At 66.8% G+C, this 22,545-nt stretch carries 21 protein-coding genes; 10 read left to right on the forward strand and 11 right to left on the reverse strand.

Annotated features, from left to right (window positions below; genetic code table 11):
- Positions 1 to 461, reverse strand: a 461-nt coding sequence (locus VFG33_RS05015; RefSeq protein WP_325022869.1) for an RNA polymerase sigma factor, incomplete at its 3' end; no start/stop codon positions are given.
- A gap of 233 nt (positions 462 to 694) precedes the next feature.
- Here VFG33_RS05015 and VFG33_RS05020 point away from each other — a divergent pair.
- The 5 genes from VFG33_RS05020 (at position 695) to rsrA (ending at position 4,367) form a co-directional block, all read left to right on the forward strand.
- On the forward strand, positions 695 to 1,510 hold the full coding sequence (locus VFG33_RS05020; RefSeq protein ID WP_325022871.1) for a hypothetical protein: 816 nt from the start codon (positions 695 to 697) through the stop codon (positions 1,508 to 1,510).
- 147 nt (positions 1,511 to 1,657) lie between these two features.
- Positions 1,658 to 2,458, forward strand: coding sequence for an SOS response-associated peptidase (locus VFG33_RS05025; protein WP_325022873.1), 801 nt, complete (start codon positions 1,658 to 1,660; stop codon positions 2,456 to 2,458).
- Positions 2,459 to 2,675: 217 nt separating this feature from the next.
- Positions 2,676 to 3,308: an alpha/beta hydrolase family protein gene (locus tag VFG33_RS05030; RefSeq protein WP_325022875.1), complete on the forward strand. Its 633-nt coding sequence runs from the start codon at positions 2,676 to 2,678 to the stop codon at positions 3,306 to 3,308.
- 142 nt (positions 3,309 to 3,450) lie between these two features.
- Entirely contained in the window at positions 3,451 to 4,098 is a 648-nt protein-coding gene (locus VFG33_RS05035) for a sigma-70 family RNA polymerase sigma factor (protein WP_325022877.1), read from the forward strand.
- On the forward strand, positions 4,095 to 4,367 hold the full coding sequence (rsrA, locus tag VFG33_RS05040) for a mycothiol system anti-sigma-R factor (RefSeq protein ID WP_325022878.1): 273 nt from the start codon (positions 4,095 to 4,097) through the stop codon (positions 4,365 to 4,367). Before VFG33_RS05035 ends, rsrA begins: the two co-directional genes overlap by 4 nt.
- A 626-nt stretch (positions 4,368 to 4,993) precedes the next feature.
- On the opposite strand, the gene relB is transcribed toward rsrA, so the two are convergent.
- Complete coding sequence (relB, locus tag VFG33_RS05045) at positions 4,994 to 7,429, reverse strand: type II toxin-antitoxin system RelB family anti-toxin (RefSeq protein ID WP_325022881.1); 2,436 nt, start codon at positions 7,427 to 7,429, stop codon at positions 4,994 to 4,996.
- Between the two features lie 294 nt (positions 7,430 to 7,723).
- A complete protein-coding gene (locus VFG33_RS41220) occupies positions 7,724 to 7,798 on the reverse strand; it encodes a 50S ribosomal protein bL37 (protein ID WP_369759046.1) in 75 nt (24 codons plus the stop codon).
- Positions 7,799 to 8,065: 267 nt separating this feature from the next.
- Between VFG33_RS41220 and VFG33_RS05050 the strand changes: the two genes are divergently transcribed.
- On the forward strand, positions 8,066 to 9,415 hold the full coding sequence (locus VFG33_RS05050) for an HD-GYP domain-containing protein (protein WP_325022883.1): 1,350 nt from the start codon (positions 8,066 to 8,068) through the stop codon (positions 9,413 to 9,415).
- On the forward strand, positions 9,412 to 10,695 hold the full coding sequence (locus VFG33_RS05055; RefSeq protein WP_325022886.1) for an HD-GYP domain-containing protein: 1,284 nt from the start codon (positions 9,412 to 9,414) through the stop codon (positions 10,693 to 10,695). Before VFG33_RS05050 ends, VFG33_RS05055 begins: the two co-directional genes overlap by 4 nt.
- Here VFG33_RS05055 and VFG33_RS05060 read toward each other — a convergent pair.
- From VFG33_RS05060 to VFG33_RS05075, 4 genes are all read right to left on the reverse strand, one after another.
- Positions 10,657 to 11,241, reverse strand: coding sequence for a DUF5317 domain-containing protein (locus VFG33_RS05060; RefSeq protein WP_325022888.1), 585 nt, complete (start codon positions 11,239 to 11,241; stop codon positions 10,657 to 10,659). The genes VFG33_RS05055 and VFG33_RS05060 overlap by 39 nt on opposite strands.
- Before the next feature lie 69 nt (positions 11,242 to 11,310).
- Positions 11,311 to 14,349, reverse strand: coding sequence for a S8 family serine peptidase (locus VFG33_RS05065; protein WP_325022890.1), 3,039 nt, complete (start codon positions 14,347 to 14,349; stop codon positions 11,311 to 11,313).
- A gap of 150 nt (positions 14,350 to 14,499) precedes the next feature.
- On the reverse strand, positions 14,500 to 16,155 hold the full coding sequence (gene mctP / locus VFG33_RS05070) for a monocarboxylate uptake permease MctP (protein WP_325022892.1): 1,656 nt from the start codon (positions 16,153 to 16,155) through the stop codon (positions 14,500 to 14,502).
- Positions 16,152 to 16,427, reverse strand: coding sequence for a DUF3311 domain-containing protein (locus tag VFG33_RS05075; protein ID WP_325022894.1), 276 nt, complete (start codon positions 16,425 to 16,427; stop codon positions 16,152 to 16,154). The genes mctP and VFG33_RS05075 overlap by 4 nt, the downstream gene beginning before the upstream one ends.
- Before the next feature lie 80 nt (positions 16,428 to 16,507).
- On the opposite strand from VFG33_RS05075, the gene VFG33_RS05080 reads away from it, so the two are divergent.
- Positions 16,508 to 17,569 (forward strand): endonuclease/exonuclease/phosphatase family protein, encoded by a 1,062-nt coding sequence (locus VFG33_RS05080; protein ID WP_325022896.1) that lies wholly within the window; start codon positions 16,508 to 16,510, stop codon positions 17,567 to 17,569.
- On the opposite strand, the gene VFG33_RS05085 is transcribed toward VFG33_RS05080, so the two are convergent.
- Positions 17,566 to 18,471, reverse strand: coding sequence for a DUF2785 domain-containing protein (locus VFG33_RS05085; protein ID WP_325022898.1), 906 nt, complete (start codon positions 18,469 to 18,471; stop codon positions 17,566 to 17,568). The two genes, VFG33_RS05080 and VFG33_RS05085, sit on opposite strands and share 4 nt — an antisense overlap.
- Positions 18,472 to 18,565: 94 nt before the next feature.
- Between VFG33_RS05085 and VFG33_RS05090 the strand changes: the two genes are divergently transcribed.
- Positions 18,566 to 20,041 (forward strand): sensor histidine kinase, encoded by a 1,476-nt coding sequence (locus VFG33_RS05090; protein ID WP_325022900.1) that lies wholly within the window; start codon positions 18,566 to 18,568, stop codon positions 20,039 to 20,041.
- 50 nt (positions 20,042 to 20,091) lie between these two features.
- Here VFG33_RS05090 and VFG33_RS05095 read toward each other — a convergent pair whose 3' ends face one another.
- A complete protein-coding gene (locus tag VFG33_RS05095) occupies positions 20,092 to 20,343 on the reverse strand; it encodes a WhiB family transcriptional regulator (RefSeq protein ID WP_012922773.1) in 252 nt (83 codons plus the stop codon).
- A 409-nt stretch (positions 20,344 to 20,752) separates the two neighbouring features.
- On the opposite strand from VFG33_RS05095, the gene VFG33_RS05100 reads away from it, so the two are divergent.
- A complete protein-coding gene (locus VFG33_RS05100) occupies positions 20,753 to 21,163 on the forward strand; it encodes a hypothetical protein (protein ID WP_325022909.1) in 411 nt (136 codons plus the stop codon).
- Between the two features lie 4 nt (positions 21,164 to 21,167).
- On the opposite strand, the gene VFG33_RS05105 is transcribed toward VFG33_RS05100, so the two are convergent.
- Both VFG33_RS05105 and VFG33_RS05110 read right to left on the reverse strand, forming a co-directional pair.
- Positions 21,168 to 21,962 carry an RNA polymerase sigma factor SigF gene (locus tag VFG33_RS05105; protein ID WP_325022911.1) on the reverse strand — a complete coding sequence of 265 codons (795 nt, stop codon included), beginning with the start codon at positions 21,960 to 21,962 and terminating at the stop codon, positions 21,168 to 21,170.
- Positions 21,959 to 22,351, reverse strand: coding sequence for an ATP-binding protein (locus tag VFG33_RS05110; protein WP_325022913.1), 393 nt, complete (start codon positions 22,349 to 22,351; stop codon positions 21,959 to 21,961). The genes VFG33_RS05105 and VFG33_RS05110 overlap by 4 nt, the downstream gene beginning before the upstream one ends.
- Between the last annotated feature and the right edge of the window lie 194 nt (positions 22,352 to 22,545).

Raw genomic sequence — 22,545 nt, forward strand, 5'->3', positions numbered from 1 at the left:
GGAGCGATGGCGGCGGGCTTCTCGCCCTCGACCTCGGTGTGCCAGAGGACGGCCTGCCAGCGCTCAGGCAGGCTCGCGAAGGCCTTCGCCGCGGCGCCACTCTCGAACCCCGTGACAGTCGGATCGTCGAATGTCTCGGGCTCACGCTCGTACGACGCGATGTCGTCGGTGGTCTGGACCTTCCGGCCCGAGCGGATCCGGTCGACGTGGACCCGGCGGACCGTGGTCAGCAGGTAGGCACGGAAGGAGATGTCCGGGCCGCCACCGTTGCGGAGGGCATCGAGCACCTTGGAGAAGGCGTCACTGGCCAGATCGTCGGCGTCATTCGGCGGGACCAGCTGCCTGGCCATCCGGACGGCAGCGTGCTGATGGCGGCCGAAGAGCTCGCCGTACGCCTCGAGATCGCCGGTGCGCACGCGCGCGATGAGTTCCGCGTCGCTAGGCGCTTCCGGCGTCTCCATCTGGCTTCCCCCTGTACTTGTCACTCCACCGTCACCGTCTGTCACATAGTTGCCGGAATCAAGGCTCCCATGGGTGACGGATTCGCGCACCTTTCATGACGACGACAGCGGTCCTGAGGTTACGCGAAAAAACTTCGGAGAATCCGCGTCATGAACGTGTCACGGCACTGTCTCACTCCCAGAACGACGCCTCCGGCCACCCGGGCGGGAGACGAAGGGACCTCAGGAGGGACATGTCGCTGTTCGCGGACTTCCGCAGGCGGTTCGATCTGCGTCCGTCCTGGTCCCTGAACCTGGCGGGGTCGCTCGCCCGGGACCGGTCGGAGGCGTCGTCGCCGGAGCAACCGTACGGACGGAGGGAGCCGTACGGCACAGCTGGCACCGACCGCAGCGCCTACCTCGCGATCGCGGAGGCGTTGCAGGACGGTGCCGACGTTGTGCCTGCGAGCGACGAGGTCGGCCGCCGTTTGGCGGAAGACGGAGTCTCGTTGCTCGAGGCACTTGATGGGCTGAGTGCGTTGTACCGCTCGATCGCCGGGGGCGAGCCGGCTTTCGACGCGGTACGCGCACTCAGTTCCAGCTGGGCCGAGGCATCACTGATCTATCTGCACTCGCTGTCGTGCGAGGACCCGCTGACCGGGCTGTCCAGCCTGGCGCACCTGCGGTCCCGGCTCGGCGAGATCTACCGGGAGGCTGAGCTCCGTGGAACTTCCGTACCGGCGACCCACGCACTGGTGGTTGTCGAACCGCTCACTCCGGCGGGGATCACGCCGGTCGAACGCGAACTCCGGCTCATCGACGTCGCGGAGTGCCTGCGGATCGTGTTCGCGGGTGGCGACGTACTGGGGCGCCTCGGCACACGGCGCGCGGCGGCGCTCGTCGATCGCAAGCCGAACCTGCCGGACCAGGTCGAGACGGTACGAGCCCTGATCACCCAGTGGCGGCTGGACAGCGACGAACCCCAGCTGGCCCGGGTCTGGATCGAGGGCCTGCCCGCCTCCTTCGAATGGGGCGGCCGGGTGCTGGACGAACTCGCAAGACCTTCCTAGGGACTTGCGTCCGGTCACCAACAGGGGGGTGCCCGGACGCAACAAGCCGGTGGCGGATCGCCTATCACGGGGTAGGCGATCCGTCGCCGCCGTCCTGAGCTCCCGTAGTACGGGAATCTGTCGGCGTGCTTGGCTAGGGTGGTTTTCATGTGTGGCCGATATGCGTCCAGCCGTGATCCCGCTGACCTCGTGATCGAGTTCGAGATCGAGGCGGGCAACGTGCGGGAGTCCGTCGAGGACCTGCCGGACAACTACAACGTCGCCCCCACCGACCCGGTGATCGCGGTGGTCGAGCGCCGCAACCGCGAGCAACCCGACGAGGTCGTCCGCAAGCTCACCACGGTCAAGTGGGGCCTCGTCCCGTCCTGGGCCAAGGACACCTCCATCGGCAGCCGGCTGATCAACGCCCGGATGGAGACCGTCGGCGAGAAGCCCGCCTTCAAGAAGGCTTTCGCCGTACGCCGCTGCCTGCTGCCGGCCGACGGCTATTACGAGTGGTACGAGACCGAGCAGAAGCTCAACGGCAAGCCGGTCAAGCAGCCGTACTTCATCCGCCCGTCAGACGGCGGCGTCCTCGCGATGGCCGGCCTGTACGAGATCTGGCGCAACAAAGCAGTCGCCGACGCCGACCTCGACGAGGCCTGGCTCTGGACCTGCACAGTCCTGACGACCACGGCCGAAGACGACCTCGGTCGCATCCACGACCGCATGCCGCTCCTCGTCGAACGCGACCGGTACGACGCGTGGCTGGATCCCCTCAAATCCGACCCGGACGAGCTCCTGGACCTCCTGGTCCCCGCCGCCCCCGGCCGCCTCGAGGCCTACGCCGTCTCCAAAGCCGTCAGCTCGGTCAAGAACAACGGCCCCCACCTCGTAGACCCCCTCCCACCCGACGGCGTCGACCCGCTGGACAAGCCCGCGGAGCCGGAGGAGACGACTCTCTTCTGACACACATCCGTCAGCGGCCAACTTAGTGGTCGGCACCGTCAATTCGTCGGCGTCTGCGGCGCCCAGGCGGGCACCTCGCCGCGTTGGAGAAGAAGCCACGATGAACACCGCATCGAGGCTCCTTCTCCGCCTTGCGATGCACCCACCTGGACACCGCAGCCACTCGACGAATTAACGGTGCCGACCACTTGTGGCCGGGGAGTGACAGGATGTGCGGGTGACCGACGAACGGATTGTGTCCACGCCCCACGGTGAGGCCCGGATTATGGCGCACCGCGCCCGCCGGCCGGTGGCGACTCTTGCTCTCGGTCATGGTGCGGGCGGTGGGATCGAGGCCGGTGACCTGGTCGCGCTCGCCGCGCGGCTGCCCAAGCAGGACATCAACGTCTTCCTGATCGAACAGCCCTGGCGCCGGGCCGGGAAGAAGCTCGCGCCGGCGCCGAAGATCCTGGACGAGGCGTGGATCGCGATCATCGGTCAGCTCCGGATCCGGACCCCGCTGGTGCTGGGTGGGCGGAGTGCCGGGGCCAGGGTTGCCTGCCGGACCGCCTCGCAGCTCGGAGGTTCCGGCGTACTGGCGCTGTCTTTCCCGTTGCATCCGCCCGGCAAGCCCGACAAGAGCCGGGTCGACGAGCTGAAAGGGGCCGGGCTGCCCACGCTGGTCGTGCAGGGGGAGCGGGATCCGTTCGGGACGCCCGAGGAATTCCCCCCGCTGACCGAGATGGCCGTCGTACCGGACGCCGATCACGCGTTCAAGGTGCCGAAGCGGGCGGAGCTCAGTCAGGACGAGAGTTTCGAGCTGCTGGTCGAAGCTGTGTTCGAATGGGTCAGCCGCGAGGTCTCGGGCTGACCTACGGGCCGGTTCTGGCGGCTTTCAGTGGGCTTCCGGGCTCGGGAATGACCTGGTTCCCGGGCGTGTTGTGACGAACATGATGGCAACGAGCCTGGCTCCCGCGCAGAAGACTGTGAAGACACCGGTATTCTCGATCACGATGCCGACTCCTACGACCACCGAGACACCCGAGCAGCGGACCGAGCGCTTCGAGCGCGAGGCCCTGCCTTTCCTTGACCAGATGTATGCCGCCGCGATGCGGATGACCCGCAACCCGTCCGACGCCGAGGACCTCGTCCAGGACACCTTCGCGAAGGCGTACAGCTCGTTCCACCAGTTCACGCCGGGCACCAACCTGAAGGCGTGGCTGTACCGGATCCTGACGAACACCTTCATCAACGGATACCGGAAGCGGCAGCGCCAGCCGACCCAGTCGCCGACCGAGGAGATCGAGGACTGGCAGCTCACCGCTGCCGAGTCGCACACTCCCGGTGGGCTGAAGTCGGCCGAGGCGGTCGCGCTCGAGCACCTGCCCGACTCGGACATCAAGTCTGCTCTGCAGTCGATCCCCGAAGACTTCCGGCTGGCCGTCTATCTGGCCGACGTCGAGGGCTTTGCCTACAAGGAGATCGCCGACATCATGGGGACGCCGGTCGGCACCGTGATGTCGCGGCTGCACCGTGGCCGGCGCCAGCTGCGCGAGTTGCTGGGCGACTACGCCCGCGAGCGGGGCCTGATCCCCGCCGAGGACGAGGACGAAACAGCCGGGGCCGAGGCCCCCGCCACCGCCAAGGAGGAGAAGTCGTGAGCTGCGGCGAGCACCACGACGTCGACTGCAGCGAGATCCTGCAGCGTGTGTACGTCTTCATCGACAACGAACTCGAAGACGCGAGCAACGACGAGATCCGCCAGCACCTGGAAGAGTGCGCTCCCTGCCTCGACCAGTACGACCTGGAACGCTGCGTCAAGAAGCTCGTCCACCGCTCCTGCGGCGACGAACACGCCCCCGAGGCCCTCCGCCAGAAGATCCTCTTGCGCCTCACCCAGATCCGGGTAGAAATCACCACCCAGGACTAGCTCCCGTCGCCAACGACGGCCTCAGAGAACTTGAGATCGCCCAGCGGGGGTTTCCGCCGGTCTCACGCGTCGACTCTTGCGGCGACGTGACGTTCAAGCGGAGCGAGTTTGCGCCCTTCGTCCAAGAACTTCGCAGGCTTGCCATCGGAGCATCGCCGTCGGTCGTGGCGGTCACCGGCGAACTCATCAGGCTCTGCGAGATCGGGCTGGACGCCACCTCTGCGGAACTCAGGTTCGTGGGACTGACGACAAGGGCAGGCGTGACGATCGCGGCGCGGTCGTTGGCGTCGGGGACGAGTCATTGCTCGCGTACTGGCGAACCTGGCGTCCGTCGCGCAAGGTTTGTGCGGGTCAACTGTATTGGTTGTCGCTGGTGGCGACGGGGCTGTCGCTGCAGAGTTGTGTGCAGAGGCTTCAGTGCTGGTACAGCGCTTCGGTGAGGATGTCGAGGGGAGTGATGGGCGACGGCCGTTGGGACTGGTAAGCGTTGGTAATCGGCAGGCGCAGCGTCGAGGCCGGGGGGCCGTCGGTCGCGGGCGATCGCCGAGAGCGATGTGAAAGGCGGCTCGCATTTGGTTGTGGTTAGGTGACGTGCCGTTCGACGGTGCATGGCCGTCGCGGATGTGCTACTGATCCTTTGTGTTCGGTGGATTCAGCTGCAGAAGTTCTAATGCAGCAGATTCGTCGCGGGGTGAGACGGGGTGGAGGAGGGTGGCGGCTTGGTGCCAGAGGGATTCGGCCTGAGAGAGGTCGCCGGCCGCTTGGGCGAGCTTGCCTAGTTCGGTGAGGAGTTGGCCTTCGCGTTGTTTGTTGCCGTAGGTGCGGGCCAGACGGAGCCCGGTCTCCGCCTGCGCGGTAGCGGTGGTCAGGTCGCCTCTGGATCGGTAGATGGCAGCCAGGCTGAGATGGCTTTCCGCCTGCGTGTTGCCGTCGGAGATCTGGCTGAACACCTCCAGGCTCCTGCTGAGTGAATCGATCGCCTGATCGTAGAGTCCCGCGGCTTCGTAGGACTGGCCGGCGATCTGGAAACGTTTGGCCAGTGAGCGGAGGTTGCTGGTCCCGTGTGCCAGCGCGAGGGAACGGTTGAACGAGCGTTCGGCCCGGAGGTGGTCGCCGCGGCGGTTATAGAGGGTGCCGAGCGCGAGGTAGCTGATGCCCTCGACCGTCTGGTCGTCGATCTGCTGGCTAAGGCTCAGCGCCTGTTCAGCCGAGGCCACCGCCTCGTCAATCAGCCCCTTCCGCTCGAGGACATGGCTGAGCGAAGAGCAGCATCGGGCTTGGCCGGCGAGGTCGGAGATCTCCTGGAACATGGTGAGACTGTTGCGCAGATGGGTCAGCGAGGGTTCGAGGTCGCCGGCCTCGGCATCCGGGATCGCGAGGTCGTGCTCGAGCCACGCGGCGAGGTGGCCGAAGCCGAGCTCGCCAGCAATCTCCCGGCCGACAGCGTCGAACAAGCGCATTTCTGCCCACCGTGATCGCGTCTCGTGGTAGCCGAAGAGCGCGAGCGCCAACTCTGGGAGTAGCGGACGCAGAGCGGAGGAGCGCCGCCCCTGATGGAAGGCCTCGACGATGTTGGCTCGTTCGTCGTCCAACCACTGCAGTATTGCGCCGATATCGGAGAGGATCGGCGCAGCCTGGAGGCTGTCGCCTGCCAAAGACAGTTTTGGAGTCTCTCTGTGCGTCAGCTGTTGGCATCGCCAGGCGATGCCGGTGTAGAGCTGCAGGACCCTTGCGAGCGCATCGATCCGTGCGCCCTCGGACAACACCTGGTTGGCGCGTTCACGGGCGTACGCGCGAATCAGGTCGTGGAGGCGGTAGCGACCTGGCGCCATCGACTCCAGCAGATTGAGGTCGACGAGCCGCTCCAGCAACTGCTCTGTGTGTTCGTCCGATTTGCCGAGTAGGCGCGATGTGGTCAAGGTGATCAGATCAGAGCCGTTGGGTAGGCCGAGCAGGTCAAGTGCAGCTGCCGCTTGCCGGTCGAGTGCCTGTTCGCTCGCAGCCAGGAATTGGACCGAACCGACGATGTTGGCCCGTACGCCGGACTCGCCCGTGCCGAGCTCATCCAGCCGCCGCCGCTCGTCCTGGAGCTGAGTCACCACGTGTTCGATCGGCCAGGTCGGGCGAGCAGCCAACCGCGCGCCGATCAGCCGCAGTGCAAGCGGCAGGTGTCCCGTGAGCTGGGCCAGAGAATGTGCCGCCGGACCCTCCGCTGACACCCGCGCGTCTCCCGCGATTCGTCCCAGCAACTCCACTGAATCTGTCTCCGACAGGGGAGCGAGACTGACCTGGAGAAAGCCGGGCAGGGTGGTCAGACCTCGCCGACTCGTAACGATCACCGCGGAACCCTGAATGCCTGGAAGCAACGGTCTGATTTGGGCGGCGCCGTTTGCGTTGTCGAGCAGTAAGAGAACACGCAGGCCGGCCATCCGCGATCGGTAGAGAGCAGCGGCCTCGTCGACGCCCTCAGGAATCGACTGGCCGCTGATACCGAGAGACCGCAGGAGTTGGCTTAGTGCGTCGGCCGGGGTGATCGGATCTCCGGGGCCATAGCCGCGTAGATCCAGATAGAGATTGCCGTCGGGGTAGGAGGCGGCGGCGAGATGAGCGGCATGAACGGCGAGCGCGGTCTTCCCGACACCGCCCATGCCCGTCACGGCAGCCATGCCCACCAACCCGACCGCCTCGCCCGGTGTCAAGACCCGAACCAAGGCCTCAAGCTCAGATGTGCGGCCAGTGAAGTCTGACAACGTCGGTGGAAGTTGTCGGGGAACGACAGTGGCTTCCTCGCGCAGGAGAGCCATGGACCGATTGGATGGCCCACGACGAGAGCCTCGAGCGGCCGATGACAATCGGTCTGCTGATTCGGAGTCGAGTCCCAAGGCTGCGGCGATGGCCTGCAGTGTCTCGGTCCGGGGGCGCTTTCGGGATCCACGCTCGAGCATGCTGATGGCCTGCTCGCTCAGACCGGCCTTCTCGGCCAGGGCGGCCTGGGTCAGGCCGGCGCGGGTCCGGTAGCCACGGAGGAGGTCCCCCAGCGTCTCCGTGCTCAGCCGACCCACCTCCGTCTCCCGCTCCGAGTCTGCAGTGATGCGGTATACAAAACATCACCCCGGCCAACTGTAGGAGGTTCGTGCGTCGACGTGCCGTCGATATCCACAGGGAAGGACAAAGGCTTCCCCAAGTGTTCGCCAGACTGAATAGCATGGAGCAACTGTTTGAAAATAGCATTCAGTTACTTAACGAGGACGCTCCGGATACAGGACCTGTTGTTTAGTGGTCTTGTTGTGACATGTGACCAAATTGCAAGGACCCCGGGTTATCGCCGGGGTCCTTGCTCTGCGTAGCCGCCTGACTCAGGCGTTGGGACGCTTGCCGTGGTTCGCGCCCTTCTTCTTGCGTGCGCGACGCTTGCGGCCGGTCTTACCCATTAGAAAGCCTCCTTGTAACAACTGCAAAGAGTCACAGTCTCTCATACCACGAAGGTGTGTTGAGCACAGTGCGGCGAGTCACGGTCTGGCCTACAGTGTTTCGCGGCGCGCCTGATGAGCAGAATTATGAAGAGTCAGCGATGTGCTGTCTGCCCCCCTGTGCCTGAATCCAGGCACAAGACCGCGACGCTGATCGGAGGTGACCTATGCTAGGCGACTACTGGGACTGGTGAGCCAACGCTCCGGACAGAAGCGGGTGGGCGGGCGATGAGGCGTGTGGCGTTGCGCACGTTCGTCTCGTTGGCGACGCTCCTGGCTTTGCTGATCCTCGGGCTGGCTTGCGGGCAGGTTTCGGACCTATGGACACTCCTCGCGTTGTGTCTTCTCATGCTTATCGGCGGATTCCTCCGATTCTCGGTTGCGCCGAACTACCTGGCCTCGCTGGACTCAGTCGTTCTGATGACCGTCTATGTGATCGCTGGACCGTGGGCCGCGGTGATAGCCGCGGCCGTCGCCTACTTACCTCAGGTACGTCGCCGGATTCCGCTCATCCGGCGGGTCTTCAACGGAGCCCAGCGCATCCTGGCTACAGCCGCTGGTGGCATCGCCTACACCCTGGCCGGGGGGCCAGTGGGTGATAGCGCTCTCAGCCATGAAGGCCGTGCCATTTTCGCCACCACGGCGGCCACCTTGGCGCAGCACGTCGCCAACGCCGCTCTGGTCTGTCTGGTGATCTGGATCGACGGCAAGGCCAGTCCGGTCGAATTCCTGCGGCAGGTGGTGCTGCCGACCTTCCTTCCGATGGCTGGCTACGGCTTCCTTGGTCTGTTGCTAGCGGTGCTCTGGCTCGGTGGGTTGGGGCCGCTGGCCGGTCTGGTCGTGCTCGTGCCGCTACTGTTCGCACGCTGGGCTCTGTCCCAGTACGAGGTTGAGAAGACGGCACAGGCGGCCACGATGCGGGCGTTCATCCAGGTGATCGAGACGAAGGACCTCTACACCCGCGGTCACTCAGAGCGCGTGAGCGAAGGTGTCGGCATGCTGGGCAGGTTCCTCCGATTGAGTGAGGACCGGCAGAATGCGCTGGAACACGCCGGTCTCCTGCACGATGTCGGCAAGGTCGGTGTGCCGACGAGCATCATCCAGAAGCCAGGTCGGCTTGACGACTCAGAGATGGATGCGATCCGGCTGCACCCCGCCCGCGGCGTCGAGTTGATCGGCAACATCCCGTTCCTGGAGGAAGTGAAGTCGGCAGTACTCCATCATCACGAGAAGTTCGACGGCACCGGTTATCCCGCCGGCCTCAGCGGAACCAACATCCCGTACTTCGCTCGCATCATCGGCATCGTCGATGCTTTCGACTGCCTGACATCGACCCGTTCCTACCGTCCAGCGCGGAGTGTCGAGGAGACTCTCGCCATCCTCGAACAGGACAAGAACTCGCACTTCGATCCCGGCCTCGTCGACGCCTTCGTAAGGCTGATCAAGAAGGATGGCTGGAAGGCGGCCGAGGTCGATCAGCCGGCGCCGGACGCCAATGTCCAGGCGGGCTTCGATCACGACGACCTCAGCCTCGGTAGCAGTGGTGGCGCCTCAGGTTCGGCAGCGGGGCCGACATGACCGCCCCCGGAGACGTGGAAGGTCTCGAACTTCGGAAGCTCGGCAGCGGCGTCGTGATCGTCCTGGCCGGCGTCGGACTCGGGTTCACCGCGCTCTTGATGACCGCGCGCAACGGCGTAACCGAGTGGCCATTCGTGCTGACCTTCGGATTCCTGATCGCGATCGGCGAGATGGTGCAGTTCAAGGTCGATCGCAGCCGCAACAGGGCCCCGATCGCCACCAGCGCGGCTCTGGCCTATGCGATGCTGCGAGGGCCGTCCCTAGCCACCCCGCCCGACGTCGCGCAGATCATCGCGGTCACCTTCGTGGCGACCATGGTAGGTGTCGGGCCTCGCGCGATCGCGGGCCTCCGATGGGACCTCGTGGTCTCTTGCCGTCGGGTTCTGTCAGTGGCTTGCGCAGCGGTTGTCTTCGCAGCCGTAACGCCGGCCGACCTGTCTTGGAACGGCTCGTGGCGGCACGCCTTTCCACTGATTCTGGCCATGCTGCTCGGGGTGCTCACCGCAGGAGTGGTCGATGCCCTGGTCGGGGCAGGGCAGGCGACCGAGCGCTACAACAAGCCGTTCCCAGCGTCCTTACGCGACGAACTGATGGTGATGGGACAGATCGGTATGGCCATGGGGCTGGGCGGCGTGATCCTTGCCGCGGGAACCTCATTGCTCGGATTGTGGGCGCCGCCGTTGGTGGTGGTACCGCTCTTGTTGACGCAGTTTGCGTTCAGGCGGTTTGCGTCGGCTCAGCGGACGTATCGGACTACGGTGCGGTCGATGGCTCGGAGTACGGAGATTGCTGGGTTCAGTAGTCCGGGGCAGAATGCGCGGACTGCCGCGCTGGCTGTGGCTATTGGCAACGACCTTGGGTTGACGCCGGCTCGGATGGAGGCGTTGGAGTACGCCGCCCTACTGTCCGGTGTCGGGCAGTTGGCGTTGGCGGATCCCAGTCCGGGTGGGGCTTCGCTTCTCCGCAGCAGGGAAGAGCGGCAGCAGGCCGCGGAGATTGGGGCCTCGATTATCGAGCGGTCCGGGGTGCTGGATCATGTTGCGGAGATCGTGCGGCACTCGAATGATCCGTATCGCCAAGGTCGCGCCAACAACTCGGACATCCCGCTGGAGAGCGGCATTGTCAATGTGTCGCTGGCCTACGAGCAGCTGGTTGGTGAGGGGACCGGGCAGAGTCCGGACAAGGCGATGGAGTCGATCGGCCTCGGGATCGGCGCGGAATACGACCCAGTGGTCGTGGAGTCACTTCGCCGGGTGATCGGCCGCGGTTTTCGCTTCTAGTTCTTCCCACGAAGGCGCTGCCTCCACTGGGACGCGGCCGGTGCCGCCCATGCCGGAGTACAGGAGTAGGCCCGCGCCGGCGGCGATCAGTACGTCGCCGGGGCTCACCGCCTGGCCCAGCCAAGGCAGAGCAACCGGTACTACGTCTCCGAGCCAGGGGAGTCTGGTAGCCGCAGTGGCGATCTCATGGCGTGGGTCATCCACGACGACCATGTCGAGCCCGGCGCGAGCCAGAGCCGCCAAAGACACGGGCATCGCGCCGTTCAGGGCCACCACCAGGGCGTTGCTGCCGAAGCCGACCGCCAGCAGGGCGACGCCAGGACGCAACAGGTTGAGCCGGAGGAACACGGCGATGCAGGCAGCCGAGCCGATCAGGCCAACGGGGTAAGCGATCCCGCCGGTCAGCGAGCCGAGGACCTGTCCGGTCGCAGCCGCGGCCAGCCAGTGCAGACCGGCCAGAGTGTTGTCGGCGAGGTAGCTGAGGTGGCCGCCCGTCAGCAGCGCCGCTCCCGCGGCGAGCACCATGACGAGCAGAACCAGCAACACCTTCGCGATTCTGCCCGCCATGGCCCGCTAAATCGGAGCACCTGGCTCCTTAGCGTGTCGGAATCACCACTATGCGTTGATGCGTACCACCGTTCGCCCCAGGGTGGAGGTGCCGTCGCCGTACGACAAGGTGCCGAGGTAGCGCGTCCCCTTGGTGAGGCCCGACCAGGCTGCCGTCAGCGTGAACGACTGGCCGATGGTGGTGGCCTTGCTCGCCGGAGTGGCGGTCAGGTTGCCGCTGGCGGTGCTGCCGAGCTGCCAGTCGAACTCACTGATCGCCTGCTGCGCCGCGGGATTCGCCTGGGCGAACATGTTGACGTACAGGTCGTAACTGCCGGCCTCCGGGTACTCCAGGTCGATCTGCTCCGCCGCGGTACCGCCCCCACTGGAGCTGACCAGGTTGGCGGTGCCGGCCTCGTAGACGTACAGGTCGAGGTCAGTCCCCGCCGCCACATCCGCGTCGAAGGTCGAGAACCGGGCCAAGGTGGTCCCGGCCGGGACGGTCACGGTGTACTTCGCGGTGTGGGCCGAGGCGACCGGGTTCGCCGTCGGGAAAGCGGAGCCGTCCGGGTTCGTCAGCGTCGTGGTCCGCTTGGCAGCCGGAACCAGACCGGCGACAGAGGTCTTCAGGGTGCCGGTGAAAGCACTCTTCACCGCGACTCCCGTCTGTCCTGACTTTCCGGTGCCGTTGAGGTCGTAGGCAGCCCTGACGCCGACCGGACGCACCACCACCTGGCTGCGAACCGTGTGGGTCCCATCGCTCCAGCTCAAGCTGCCCGCGGCATACTCCCCGTACGGCGCGGTCGTCCGCTTCAAGGTCACCTTGTACGACGCGGTGCGGCCCGGCGCGATCGTCAGAGTCGCCGGCGAAACGCTCGCCGTGACACCGGCGGGCGCGGTCACCTGGGCCTTGTAGGTGGCCTTCTTGGTTCCGACGTTGGTGACGGTCCTGGTCACCGTCTGGGAGTCGGCCAGGTCACCGATCGCGATGTTCGGGGTGTTCAGATCGCTCGGGTCGCGGGTGCCGAAGATGAGGCACAGGAGGTTGTTCGCGGGGAGTTCCCCGGTCCCGCAGAGGTACCTGGTCCAGTCGATCGGGCCACTGTCGTAGACCAGACCGGGATCGGCCGCGGAGTTCGGCGTGACCTGGCCCGAGCCGTAGTCGAACGCACCGGCCGGACCACCGGTGTCGGTGGTGATCGCGTTGCCCTTGTTGTCCACCGTCGACGACGAGGTCATCAACGCGGACTTGATCATCATCGGCGTCCACTTCGGGTGCAGCTGACGGATCAGGGCCGCGATCCCGGTGATGTGTGGTGCCGCCATCGACGTACCGGAGAGGAGGTCGAAGTTGCGGCCGTTGGCGGCCGGTGAGACGGCGGCGAGTACGTCCACGCCGGGTGCCATGATGTCGGGCTTCAGCAGGTCACCGTGCCCGGCCAGGGACGGTCCGCGGGACGAGAACGCGGCGACGGACGGGGCCTCCGCGCCGACTACCTTCGCTCCGGCACCCAGCGACGCGGTCGCGGCGGGGTTGCTGCTCACATAGGCCTTGATCGCCGCGCCGGCGGTGTCGCTGACGTGCACGGTCGGCACGCTGTGGAAGTCGGCGTTGAGCGAGTTCGGGCTGGTGTTGGCCAGGACCACTCCGACGCCACCCGCCTCGCGGACGGCATCGCTCTTGTCCGTCCGGGCGTTGTTGCCCCGGTCGCAGACGACGATCTTGCCGGCCACCTTCACCGGGTCGAGGAAGCCTTCCGGGTGGGCGGGATCGAACGCCTTCGAGTAGCACAGCCGGGCCCCGGTCGGGTCGGCGCCGGCCCGCGCGGCATCGGTGGACAGGATGAGCGGGCTACTCGGTACTGCGGCTCCGCTGCCGGCGCCGATGTAGCTCGCGCCGTTCCCGAGGGTCACCTTGGCCTCGAAGAGGCGGTCGTGGGTACCGGCCGCGACCGTGGTCAGCCAGGGAGAGTTGTGCGCCACAGTGCTGCTGCCGGGGCCCGAGTTCCCCGCCGAGGCGGAGACGAAGATGCCCGCGGTGGCGGCGTACAGGAACTGGATCTCGACCGGGTCGACGGTGCTGGTGGTGCTGCCGGAGATCGAGAAGTTGATCACGTCGACGCCGTCGAGGATGGCGTCGTCGATCGCTGAGACGATGTCGGCGGTGCTGCCGGAGGCGCTGGAGCCGGTGTTCCACAACGCCTTGTAGACGGCGATCCTGGCCGCCGGGGCCATCCCGCTGCCGAAGCCGAGGGAGTTGCCGTTCACGATCATGTCGGTGTGGTAGTTGCCGGCCGCGGTCGATGCGGTGTGCGAGCCGTGGCCGTTGATGTCCCGGGCCGAGGCGACCTCGTCGACGTACGGCGCTGCCTTGATCGCCGCGTCGCCGCCGAGTCCGGCGTTGTAGTACCGGGCGCTGACGATCTTGTTGCTGCAGTTCGCGGGGGTCCACTGCTCGGCGGCCGCGCAGCTTCCCCGGAAGCCGGTCAGCTTGCTGGGGTTCGCCAGTGGGGCGAAGGAGGGGTTCTCGGGCCAGAGGCCGCTGTCGATGTCACCGATGACAATGCTGGCGCCGCCGCCGGCCTTGGCCGGTCCGCCGAGCTGGTCCCAGAGGCCACCGGGCTTGTCGAGGCCGAGGAAGGTCGGCGTACTGACGGTGTCGGCCTGCCGGATCTCGTTCTTGCTCACGCTCAGAACGCCGGGGGTCTTGGCCAGCTGGGCGGCCTTGGCGGCGGTCATCTTCGCGGAGAATCCGTTGAAGCCCATCGAGTAGTCGTAGATCTTCGCCACACCGGCCTGCCGGGCGACCGTTTCGTGGCGGCTGTTGAGGTAGTTGCGGTACTTGCCGGCCTCGGCTGACTTGCCGTTGAACTTCGTCCCGGCGGCAGGCCTGGTGGCCTTGTACCCCGCGATGTTGCCGGTGTACCCGGCTACCGGGATATCAGCCAGCTGCACGATGTACGTGCCGGCCGGACCGGTCGCGGTCGCTTCGGCAGGCGCGGCGGTTGTGGCCGTCGCCGGCCCTCCCGCCGCTCCGGTCGCCAGCACGACGGCTGCAGCGACTGCAAGGCCCAGCGGCTGGCGCCAGGACGTGGTCAACTTGCGCATGCGATGCGCCCCCTACCCGTTCATGCGCCGATCCGAGCGACCAGCGCGAAGATACCCCGGGGGAAACTTTGCGGCACAGGTCGCTGTTGAGCAAGCTCTGGGCGGGAAATAGTTGCCCACGGCCCGGGTGACCGGGCCGTGGGCCTCGTACTACGCCTTGGCGGGTGCGGCGCCGCCTTCGTCCAGCAGATCGGGCAGGTCCTTGACTCCTGGGTCGCCCGCGTCGGCGGTGTAGTCCGACAGGTGCGTGGAGTCCTTGCCCTCCGGCACCTTCAGGGCCCGGAAGATCAGCGTCAGCACGACCACGATCACCAAGTTGATACCAAAGGCCGTCAGGGCGATGTAGACCTGCGTATCGGTGAACGGGATGTTCGCCAGCGAACCACCGAAATGCTTCTTGGTCGCCGGGTTGATCACGTTGTACGCCTCGATGGTGCCGAACACCATCGCCACGGCCCAGCCGGCCAGCAGCGCCCAGCGGTGGAACCACCGGGTGAAGAGCCCACCCACGATCGCCGGGAAGGTCTGCAGGATCCAGATCCCTCCGAGCAACTGCAGGTTCAGCGAGATCGTCTTGTCCATCCCCAGGACGAAGACCAGCGCGCCGAACTTCACCAGGAGTGACGCGAGCTTCGAGACCTTGGCTTCCTGCGCCGGGGTGGCGTCCTTCTTCAGGAAGTCCCGGTAGATGTTGCGGGTGAACAGGTTCGCCGCCGCGATCGACATGATCGCCGCCGGCACCAGCGCCCCGACCGCGATCGCCGCGAAGGCGATCCCGGCGAACCACGACGGGAACTCCTGATCGAAGAGCCGCGGGATCGCGAGCTGCGGATTCGCCAGGCCGTCGAGCCCCTTGACGTCCACGTTCGCCTTGATCGCCATGAACCCGAGCAGCGCGAGCAGCCCGAGCAACAGCGAGTAGGCCGGCAGCATCGCGGCATTACGCCGGACGATGTTGCGGTTCTTCGTCGAGAGCACCGCGGTCACGGAGTGCGGGTACATGAACAGCGCCATCGCGGAACCGAGCGCCAGCGTCCAGTACGCCGAGTAGCCAGACTCGCCCGGGATGAACACGCCGGTGGGCTTCCCGGTCGCTTGGGACGTGGTCTCCATCTTGGTCTGCGCGGCGTCGAAGATGCCGCCCCAGCCGCCGAGCTGGCCCGGCAGGTACAGGATCGCCACCGCGATGACCAGGTAGATCAGCCCGTCCTTGACGAAGGCGATCATGGCCGGCGCCCGCAGGCCCGACGAATAGGTGTAGGCGGCCAGTACTGCGAACGCGATCAGCAACGGCAGGTCCTTGGCCAGCAGGTTGTCGCCGCCGAGACCCATGGTCTCGAAGACGGCCTGCATACCGACCAGCTGCAGCGCGATGTACGGCATGGTCGCGAGGATGCCGGTGACCGCCACCGCCAGTGAGAGGCCTTTGCTGCCGTAGCGGCCGCCGACGAAGTCCGCCGGCGTCACATAGCCGTTGCGATGCGCCACAGACCAGAGCCGCGCCATGAAGACGAAGATGATCGGGTAGACCACGATCGTGTACGGCACCGCGAAGAAGCCGCTGATCGCTCCGGTCGCGTACATCGCCGCCGGCACCGCGACGAACGTGTACGCCGTGTAGAGGTCGCCGCCCAGCAGGAACCAGGTGATGAACGTGCCGAAGCCCCGTCCACCCAGCCCCCACTCGTCGAGGCTGTCGAGCTCGCCGGTCCGCCGCCAGCGCGCCGCCATGAAGCCCATCACCGTGACCGCCGCGAAGATCACGATCACGATGATCAGCTGGACCCAGTCGACCGAGTGGTTCATCGCTCGTTCCCTTCCGCCGGTGCGTCCGGATTACCCAGCCCCTGGGCCGCCCGCCGTCTGCGTTCCTCCCGAATGATCAGCTGGTAGGAGATGCCCACCGTGATCACGGAGATGAACACCCACGCGAGCTGGTACCAGTAAAAGAACGGGAAACCCCACAACCGGGGTTCGTCCCTGGCGTAAGTGGAGACTAGAAGTGGTACGACGACCGAGACAGCCAGCAGGACGCCGGCTATCCAGTACGCGGGTCTGACCGCAGCCAACTTGGACACAGCTACCTCCTCGGGACACAGGCGCAACGGTGCACGCTACCGTCCGGCACTAAGCAGTTACTAGACCCTCAGGGTGGGCCATGGAGACAGAGACAGCTTGGAAGGTACGGCGGGTCGTCCTGTCGGTGTTGTTCCTCGGAGTCGTTGCCCTGCCGCTCTATCCCGAGCTGTTCGGCCTGGACGAGGTGACCCCGTTCACCCAGCTGGTGGCGTTCCGCCCGCAGGCCCTGGTGTTCGTCCTCCTGGTCGGTCTGCTGATGCTGATCCGGCCGGGCTGGCGGCTCGCTGCCGCGATGGTGGTCGTGCTGGCGCTGACCGGGGGAGTGTTGACCGCGCCGCGGCTGCTGAACGATCCGGAGCCGCCGGCCGTCGGCAGCAGGGCGCTGACCATCATGGTGGCGAACGTGCTCGGCGGCGGGGCCGACGCGGGGGAGGTCGCCAAGGTGATCCGGGCCCGTCGTCCCGATGTGGTGTCGTTGCCTGAGGCCCAGGTCGACGTCCGGCAGGAGATCCAGGCCCATCTGCAGGGCCTCACCTACAACGGTTACACGCAGCAAGCGAACGCGGCCGTCGAGAGTGCGACCAGCGTCCTGGTGGCGGGCACGCTCGGCAGCGTCCAGTTCGATTCGGAGAAGCTCGACACCGGCCGGGTGAACGTCGCGCAGCCCAAGCCGGGGGCGGGGGAGCCGGGCGCCGAGACGATCGGCCCGGTCCAGCAGACCACCACGCAGTTCGGCCACATCATCATCACCGGCGGCAACCTCGGCAAGCTCCGGCTGATCGCGTACCACGGTTACCCGCCGCTGCCGTCCTCGGTGAGCATCTGGAAGCAGGACCTCGAGGTCGTGCGGAACTGGTGTTCGCAGGACCAGCCCACCGTCGTGGCCGGTGACTTCAACGCGACCACGGACCACGCGGACTTCCGGGACGCGATGGACCCGGGCTGCCGCAGTGTGGCCACGACCGTGGGTGCCGGTCTGCAGGGGACCTGGCCGTCGGACCGTCCACGCATCGTCCGGACGCAGATCGACCACGTGGTGGTGAGCGACGGCGTCACCCCGAACAGCTTCCGCACGTACGAGATCGAAGGCACCGATCACCGCGCGGTGATCGCGACGATCTCCGTCCGGAAGGATTCCTAGGTCGGGTTGGCGGCCGGGCGGTAGATGTAGGGCTGGGAGGCGCGGACCGCCTCGGTGACCATCAGGAGCAGGTCCGCGCGGGCCTCGATCGAGCGGCCGAACAGGTCGTCGTCGCCCGGGATCGGGAATCCCTTGACCCCGATCGCCAACTGGCTCAGCAGCACGTGCAGCACGCCGCGGGCGTTGAAGACGCTCGGGGTCGGCCACTCCGGCAGGGTCTCGTGCATCAGCGGCTGCTGCGCCGCGGTCGCCGCGATCGGCTTCAGCCAGCGCTCCAGTTCGTCGCTGGTCAGCATGTTCCGGTGCAGGATCGTCATCACCGCATGTGCGACGCGGTCGTGCTCCTCGTGCACCCAGCGGTACTGCGTGTCCTTGACGATCCGGTCCGCGAGCACGTCGAGGAGCGCACGCAGTACGCCGGCATCGCAGTGCCGGGACCGCGCCAGGGCCCCGATCGCGTCCGCTCCATGAGCCACGGCATGGGCCCAGCCGCAGTCGGCGACGTACCCGCGCAGGTCGCGCTCACGCAGTAGCCAGGTGGCCAGCCGGTCGCCCCAGCGCATCACCACCTCGTCGTGCACCAGGAACTCGGCGTTGTCGCGGTGGATCACCTCCGCCAGCGTCAGCGCGGTGAAGGAGCGGCGGAAGACCGTGTCGGTGCCGTCCTCGCCCAGCCCGTAGGCGAGTCCGGCGCAGAGACCGTCACCGAAACCGGGCAGCAGGTCGTCATAGACCCCGCGCTCGAGCCAGGTGGCGAGCGTCGGATAGGCCAGCGCGTCGCGGATCTGCGGGTTGGTGCTGGCGAGCCCGCGGACGAGCTCCTCGGTGAGGTCGGTCAGCGCACGATCGCGGGGTACCGCGTAGTCCGCGGCCATCACGTCCTGCCAGTACGTCGACTCCACCCGAGCATCCTTTCACTTGGACTTGAACAATCAACACCTCTTCGGCCGATCTGTCGAGCCTGTCCAGATCGGGCCAGCGGCTAGGCTCGGGGTTGTGCCGTCCTTGACCGATGTGGCGCGGAACCACACGACGCTGGACCAGGCGGACCTGGACCGGTTGCAACTGCTGGTTTCCGACTGGCAGATGCTGGCGGACCTGTCCTTCGCCGACCTGGTGCTCTGGTTGCCCGACACCGAGGGACTCGGCTTCTGGGCGGGGGCCCAGATGCGGCCGACGACCGGGCCCACGGCGTACCTGGACGACATCGTCGGCAGCTTCATCCCGCGCGACCGCCGGCCGCTGCTGGACCAGGCCTACGACGGCGGCCGGATCTGCCGCGAAGGCGATCCCGAGTGGCGCGACGACGTCCCGGTCCGGGTCGAGACCATCCCCGTACGCCGCGGCGCCCGGGTGATCGCGGTGATCGCCAGGAACACCAACCTGCTCGGGGTCCGGACGCCGTCCCGGCTGGAGATCGCCTACCTGCAGAGCGCGACCGACCTGGCCCGGATGATCACCGACGGCATCTTCCCGTACGGCGGGGAGCGGCTGCTGTCCACCAGCCCCCGGGTGGGAGACGGGTGTATCCGCGTCGACCGGCACGGCATGGTGACGTTCGCCAGCCCGAACGCGTTGTCCGCCTACCGCCGGATGGGGCTCGTCACCGACCTGGTCGGCAGCCGGCTGAAGGACATCACCGCGGACCTGATGCACATCGGCATCCTGGTGGACGACGTGCTCGCCTCGGTGCTGACCGGACGGGCCGCCAAGGAGTACGAGATCGAGAACTCCGAGGCCACCCTGTTCCTGCGGGCGATCCCGCTGCGGGCCGACGGCGAGCATGTCGGCGCGCTGATCCTGCTCCGCGACGTGACGGAGCTGCGGAGCCGGGAGCGGGAGCTGGTCACCAAGGAGGCGACCATCCGGGAGATTCATCATCGCGTCAAGAACAACTTGCAGACGGTCGCCGCGTTACTCCGGATGCAGGGCCGCCGGATCACTGTGCCCGAAGCCCAGGCCGCCCTGGCCGAGGCCGTACGCCGGGTCGGGTCGATCGCGATCGTCCACGAGACCCTGTCCGAGTCGTTCGACGAGCACGTGGATTTCGACGATGTGGCGGACCGGGTGGCCGCGATGGTGGCCGACGTGTCCACGGTCGCGACCCAGGTGGAGATCCGGCGCACCGGGAGTTTCGGAGTACTGGACTCCGAGGTGGCGACGCCGCTGGCGATGGTGCTGACCGAGCTGATGCAGAACTCCGTGGAACACGCGTTCGGGACCCGGTCGGGGGAAGACGCCGTGGGCAAGATCGAACTGGAGGCCCAGCGGTCGGTGGGGCGGCTCAGAGTGGTCGTCAGCGATGACGGCAAGGGTCTGCCGGCCGGCTTCGACTCCGAGACTTCAGGGAATCTGGGGCTGTCGATCGTGCGCACGCTGGTGATCGGGGAACTCGACGGGGTGCTGGAGTTCCACCCGCGCACCGACGGCCCGGGCACCACGGTCACCCTCGACATTCCCGTGAAGGAATAGGGCAACCAAAAAGGCCCCGCGGATCCCGCGGGGCCCCATCGCGTTGCAGTTCAGGCGGTGCGGATCCGAGCGCGAGCATTCCGGCGCTTCAGCGCACGACGCTCGTCCTCACTCAGGCCACCCCAGACACCGTGGTCCTGGCCGGCCTCCAGTGCCCACGCAAGGCACTGCTCACGCACGTCGCAACGGCGGCACACCTGCTTGGCCTCCTCGATCTGCATGATCGCGGGCCCGGTGTTGCCGATGGGGAAGAACAGTTCCGGGTCCTCATCGAGGCAAACGGCCCGGTGGCGCCAATCCATGGCGAATCCCATCTCTCTCAGTTGGTTTCCTACGCTGCAGGCTTGGTCTGTGCCCAATCAGCGCGGCTGTACTCGCACGGGGGTGGTGCGAAGCGTTGTGAACGTTTTCACGAACGAGTCCATGTTCCCAATCTCGGGATGATGAAACAAGGGTTCTGGACTTGTCGATCGGATCACAACACTTCCTTAACACTACGTACCGGTGCGCAACGGTTCACCCTGTCCGGTTAACGGACGGGACCTCCCCACTGCGATCACCCGTTCACTGCAAGTAACCGATGCAACCGTCTTGGGGTTACGCAAAACCTGAAAACCCTGTGGGGCAAGGCTCGCGACCCTGTGGAGCACTGGGATAGTGGTGGTCCCCCGCATCTCCAGCCCGTGCCGACGAGACACTAGGCTTGCGGGCGTGCCGACCGATTCCTCGCCAGCAGTCGTCCCGCGCCCGCTCAAGTTAGCCGCGGCCGTGGTCGCCGCGGAAGGCCTTGTGGTCGCCGTTCTCGGAATTGCCGAAGCATTTACGATCCACAGCGACCGCCTGGAGCGCGGCATCACCACCACGGTCTTCCTGCTCCTGTACGGCGCTGGGCTGGTTCTCGTGGCTCGTGGGCTCTACCGGACGTCCACGTGGAGCCGCGGACCGACACTGTTCTCGCAGCTGCTCCAGCTCGGAGTCGCGTGGAGTTTCTGGGGTGGTTCCACCACCGCCGTGTCCGTAGTACTGGCGGTGGCGGCGGTCGCCGTACTGGTGGCGGTGTTCCAGAAGGCGTCGATGGCGGCGCTACAGGACGATCCGACCAGGGATCACCCGGTGCTCTGAGGGTTCACTCCTTCAGCAGGCCGGCCCGGAGCTCGTTGAGGGTGCGGGCCAGCAGCCGGGAGACGTGCATCTGGGAGATGCCGATCTCCTCGGCGATCTGGGACTGGGTCATGCCACGGAAGAACCGCAGGGTCAGGATCCGCTTCTCCCGGGTGTCCAGCTGCGCCAGCAGCGGTTTGAGCGACTCCCGGTACTCCACGCTCTCCAGGGCCTCGTCCTCGCCGCCCAGGCCGTCCAGCACGGTGGTGGCGTCCGCCTCGTTCTGGTCCGGGGCGTCCAGCGAGAGGGTGTTGTAGGCGTTCGCCGACTCCAGGCCCTCGATCACCAGGTCCTCGGCGAGGTCGAGCCGGCGCGAGAGCTCGGCGACGGTGGGAGCCCGGCCGAGCTCCTGGGTCAGCTCGGCGGTCGCCGCGGTCAGGGACAACCGGAGCTCCTGCAGCCGGCGGGGGACGCGGATCGCCCAGCCCTTGTCGCGGAAGTATCGCTTGATCTCGCCGAGGATCGTCGGGGTCGCATAGGTGGAGAACTCCACCCCACGGTCCGAGTCGAACCGGTCGACCGCCTTGATCAGGCCGATGGTGGCGACCTGGACCAGGTCGTCGTACGGCTCGCCGCGGTTGCGGAAGCGGCGGGCCAGGTGCTCGACCAGCGGCATGTGCAGCGAGACGAGGCCGTCCCGGGCCAGGATGTGCGCCGGATCCCCGCGCTCGGCGGACGCCATCGCAGCGAAGAGTCCGGCCGTCCGGGTGCGTAGGTCTGTTGGTTCCTGGGGTTCGCCCAGGGATCGTTCGTCGGTCACGCCTTCTCCGAGGCGGTGGCGGACGCCGTCACGGTGATGGTGAGCCGCCCGCTCTCGGACTCGGCGGCGGCAGACTCCACCAGGGCGGTCAGCACGGTCCAGCCGAAGGAATCGGTGTCCGGAAGCCAGCCGTTCGGCACAGTGGCCGTGGTGCGCACGGTCAGCTGCGGCGGGTCGATGTAGAAGATGCAGTCCAGGACGCCGTCGGACGCCTGCGGGAGCAGCAGCGCGCAGGCCTCGTCCACGGCGATCCGCAGGTCGTCGATCGCGTCGACGGTGAAGTGGTTGCGGGCGGCGAGGTTGCCGACCACCGACCGCGGCACCGCTATGTAGGCGCTGTCCGCCGGGATGCTGAGGTGGACCTCTGCGGCTTGTCCGGTGCTGCTCACTGTGTTGCCTCCCAGGCGCTGTCCATGGGCGATCGGCCCACGGCGTACATCTTCCCCTCTGCCCACCCCGACCGCATCTCCACCTCATCCATTGCGTCCGAAGAAGTGGAGAGACGTCTCGCCGGTTCTTCGGACGCAACGAACGAGGCCGAGCTCCCGGTACGCCGGGAGTCGGCCTCGCCGCGGGTGGTTCC

Origin of the sequence: Kribbella sp. (assembly GCF_035687465.1) — a bacterium.
Taxonomy (GTDB): domain Bacteria; phylum Actinomycetota; class Actinomycetes; order Propionibacteriales; family Kribbellaceae; genus Kribbella.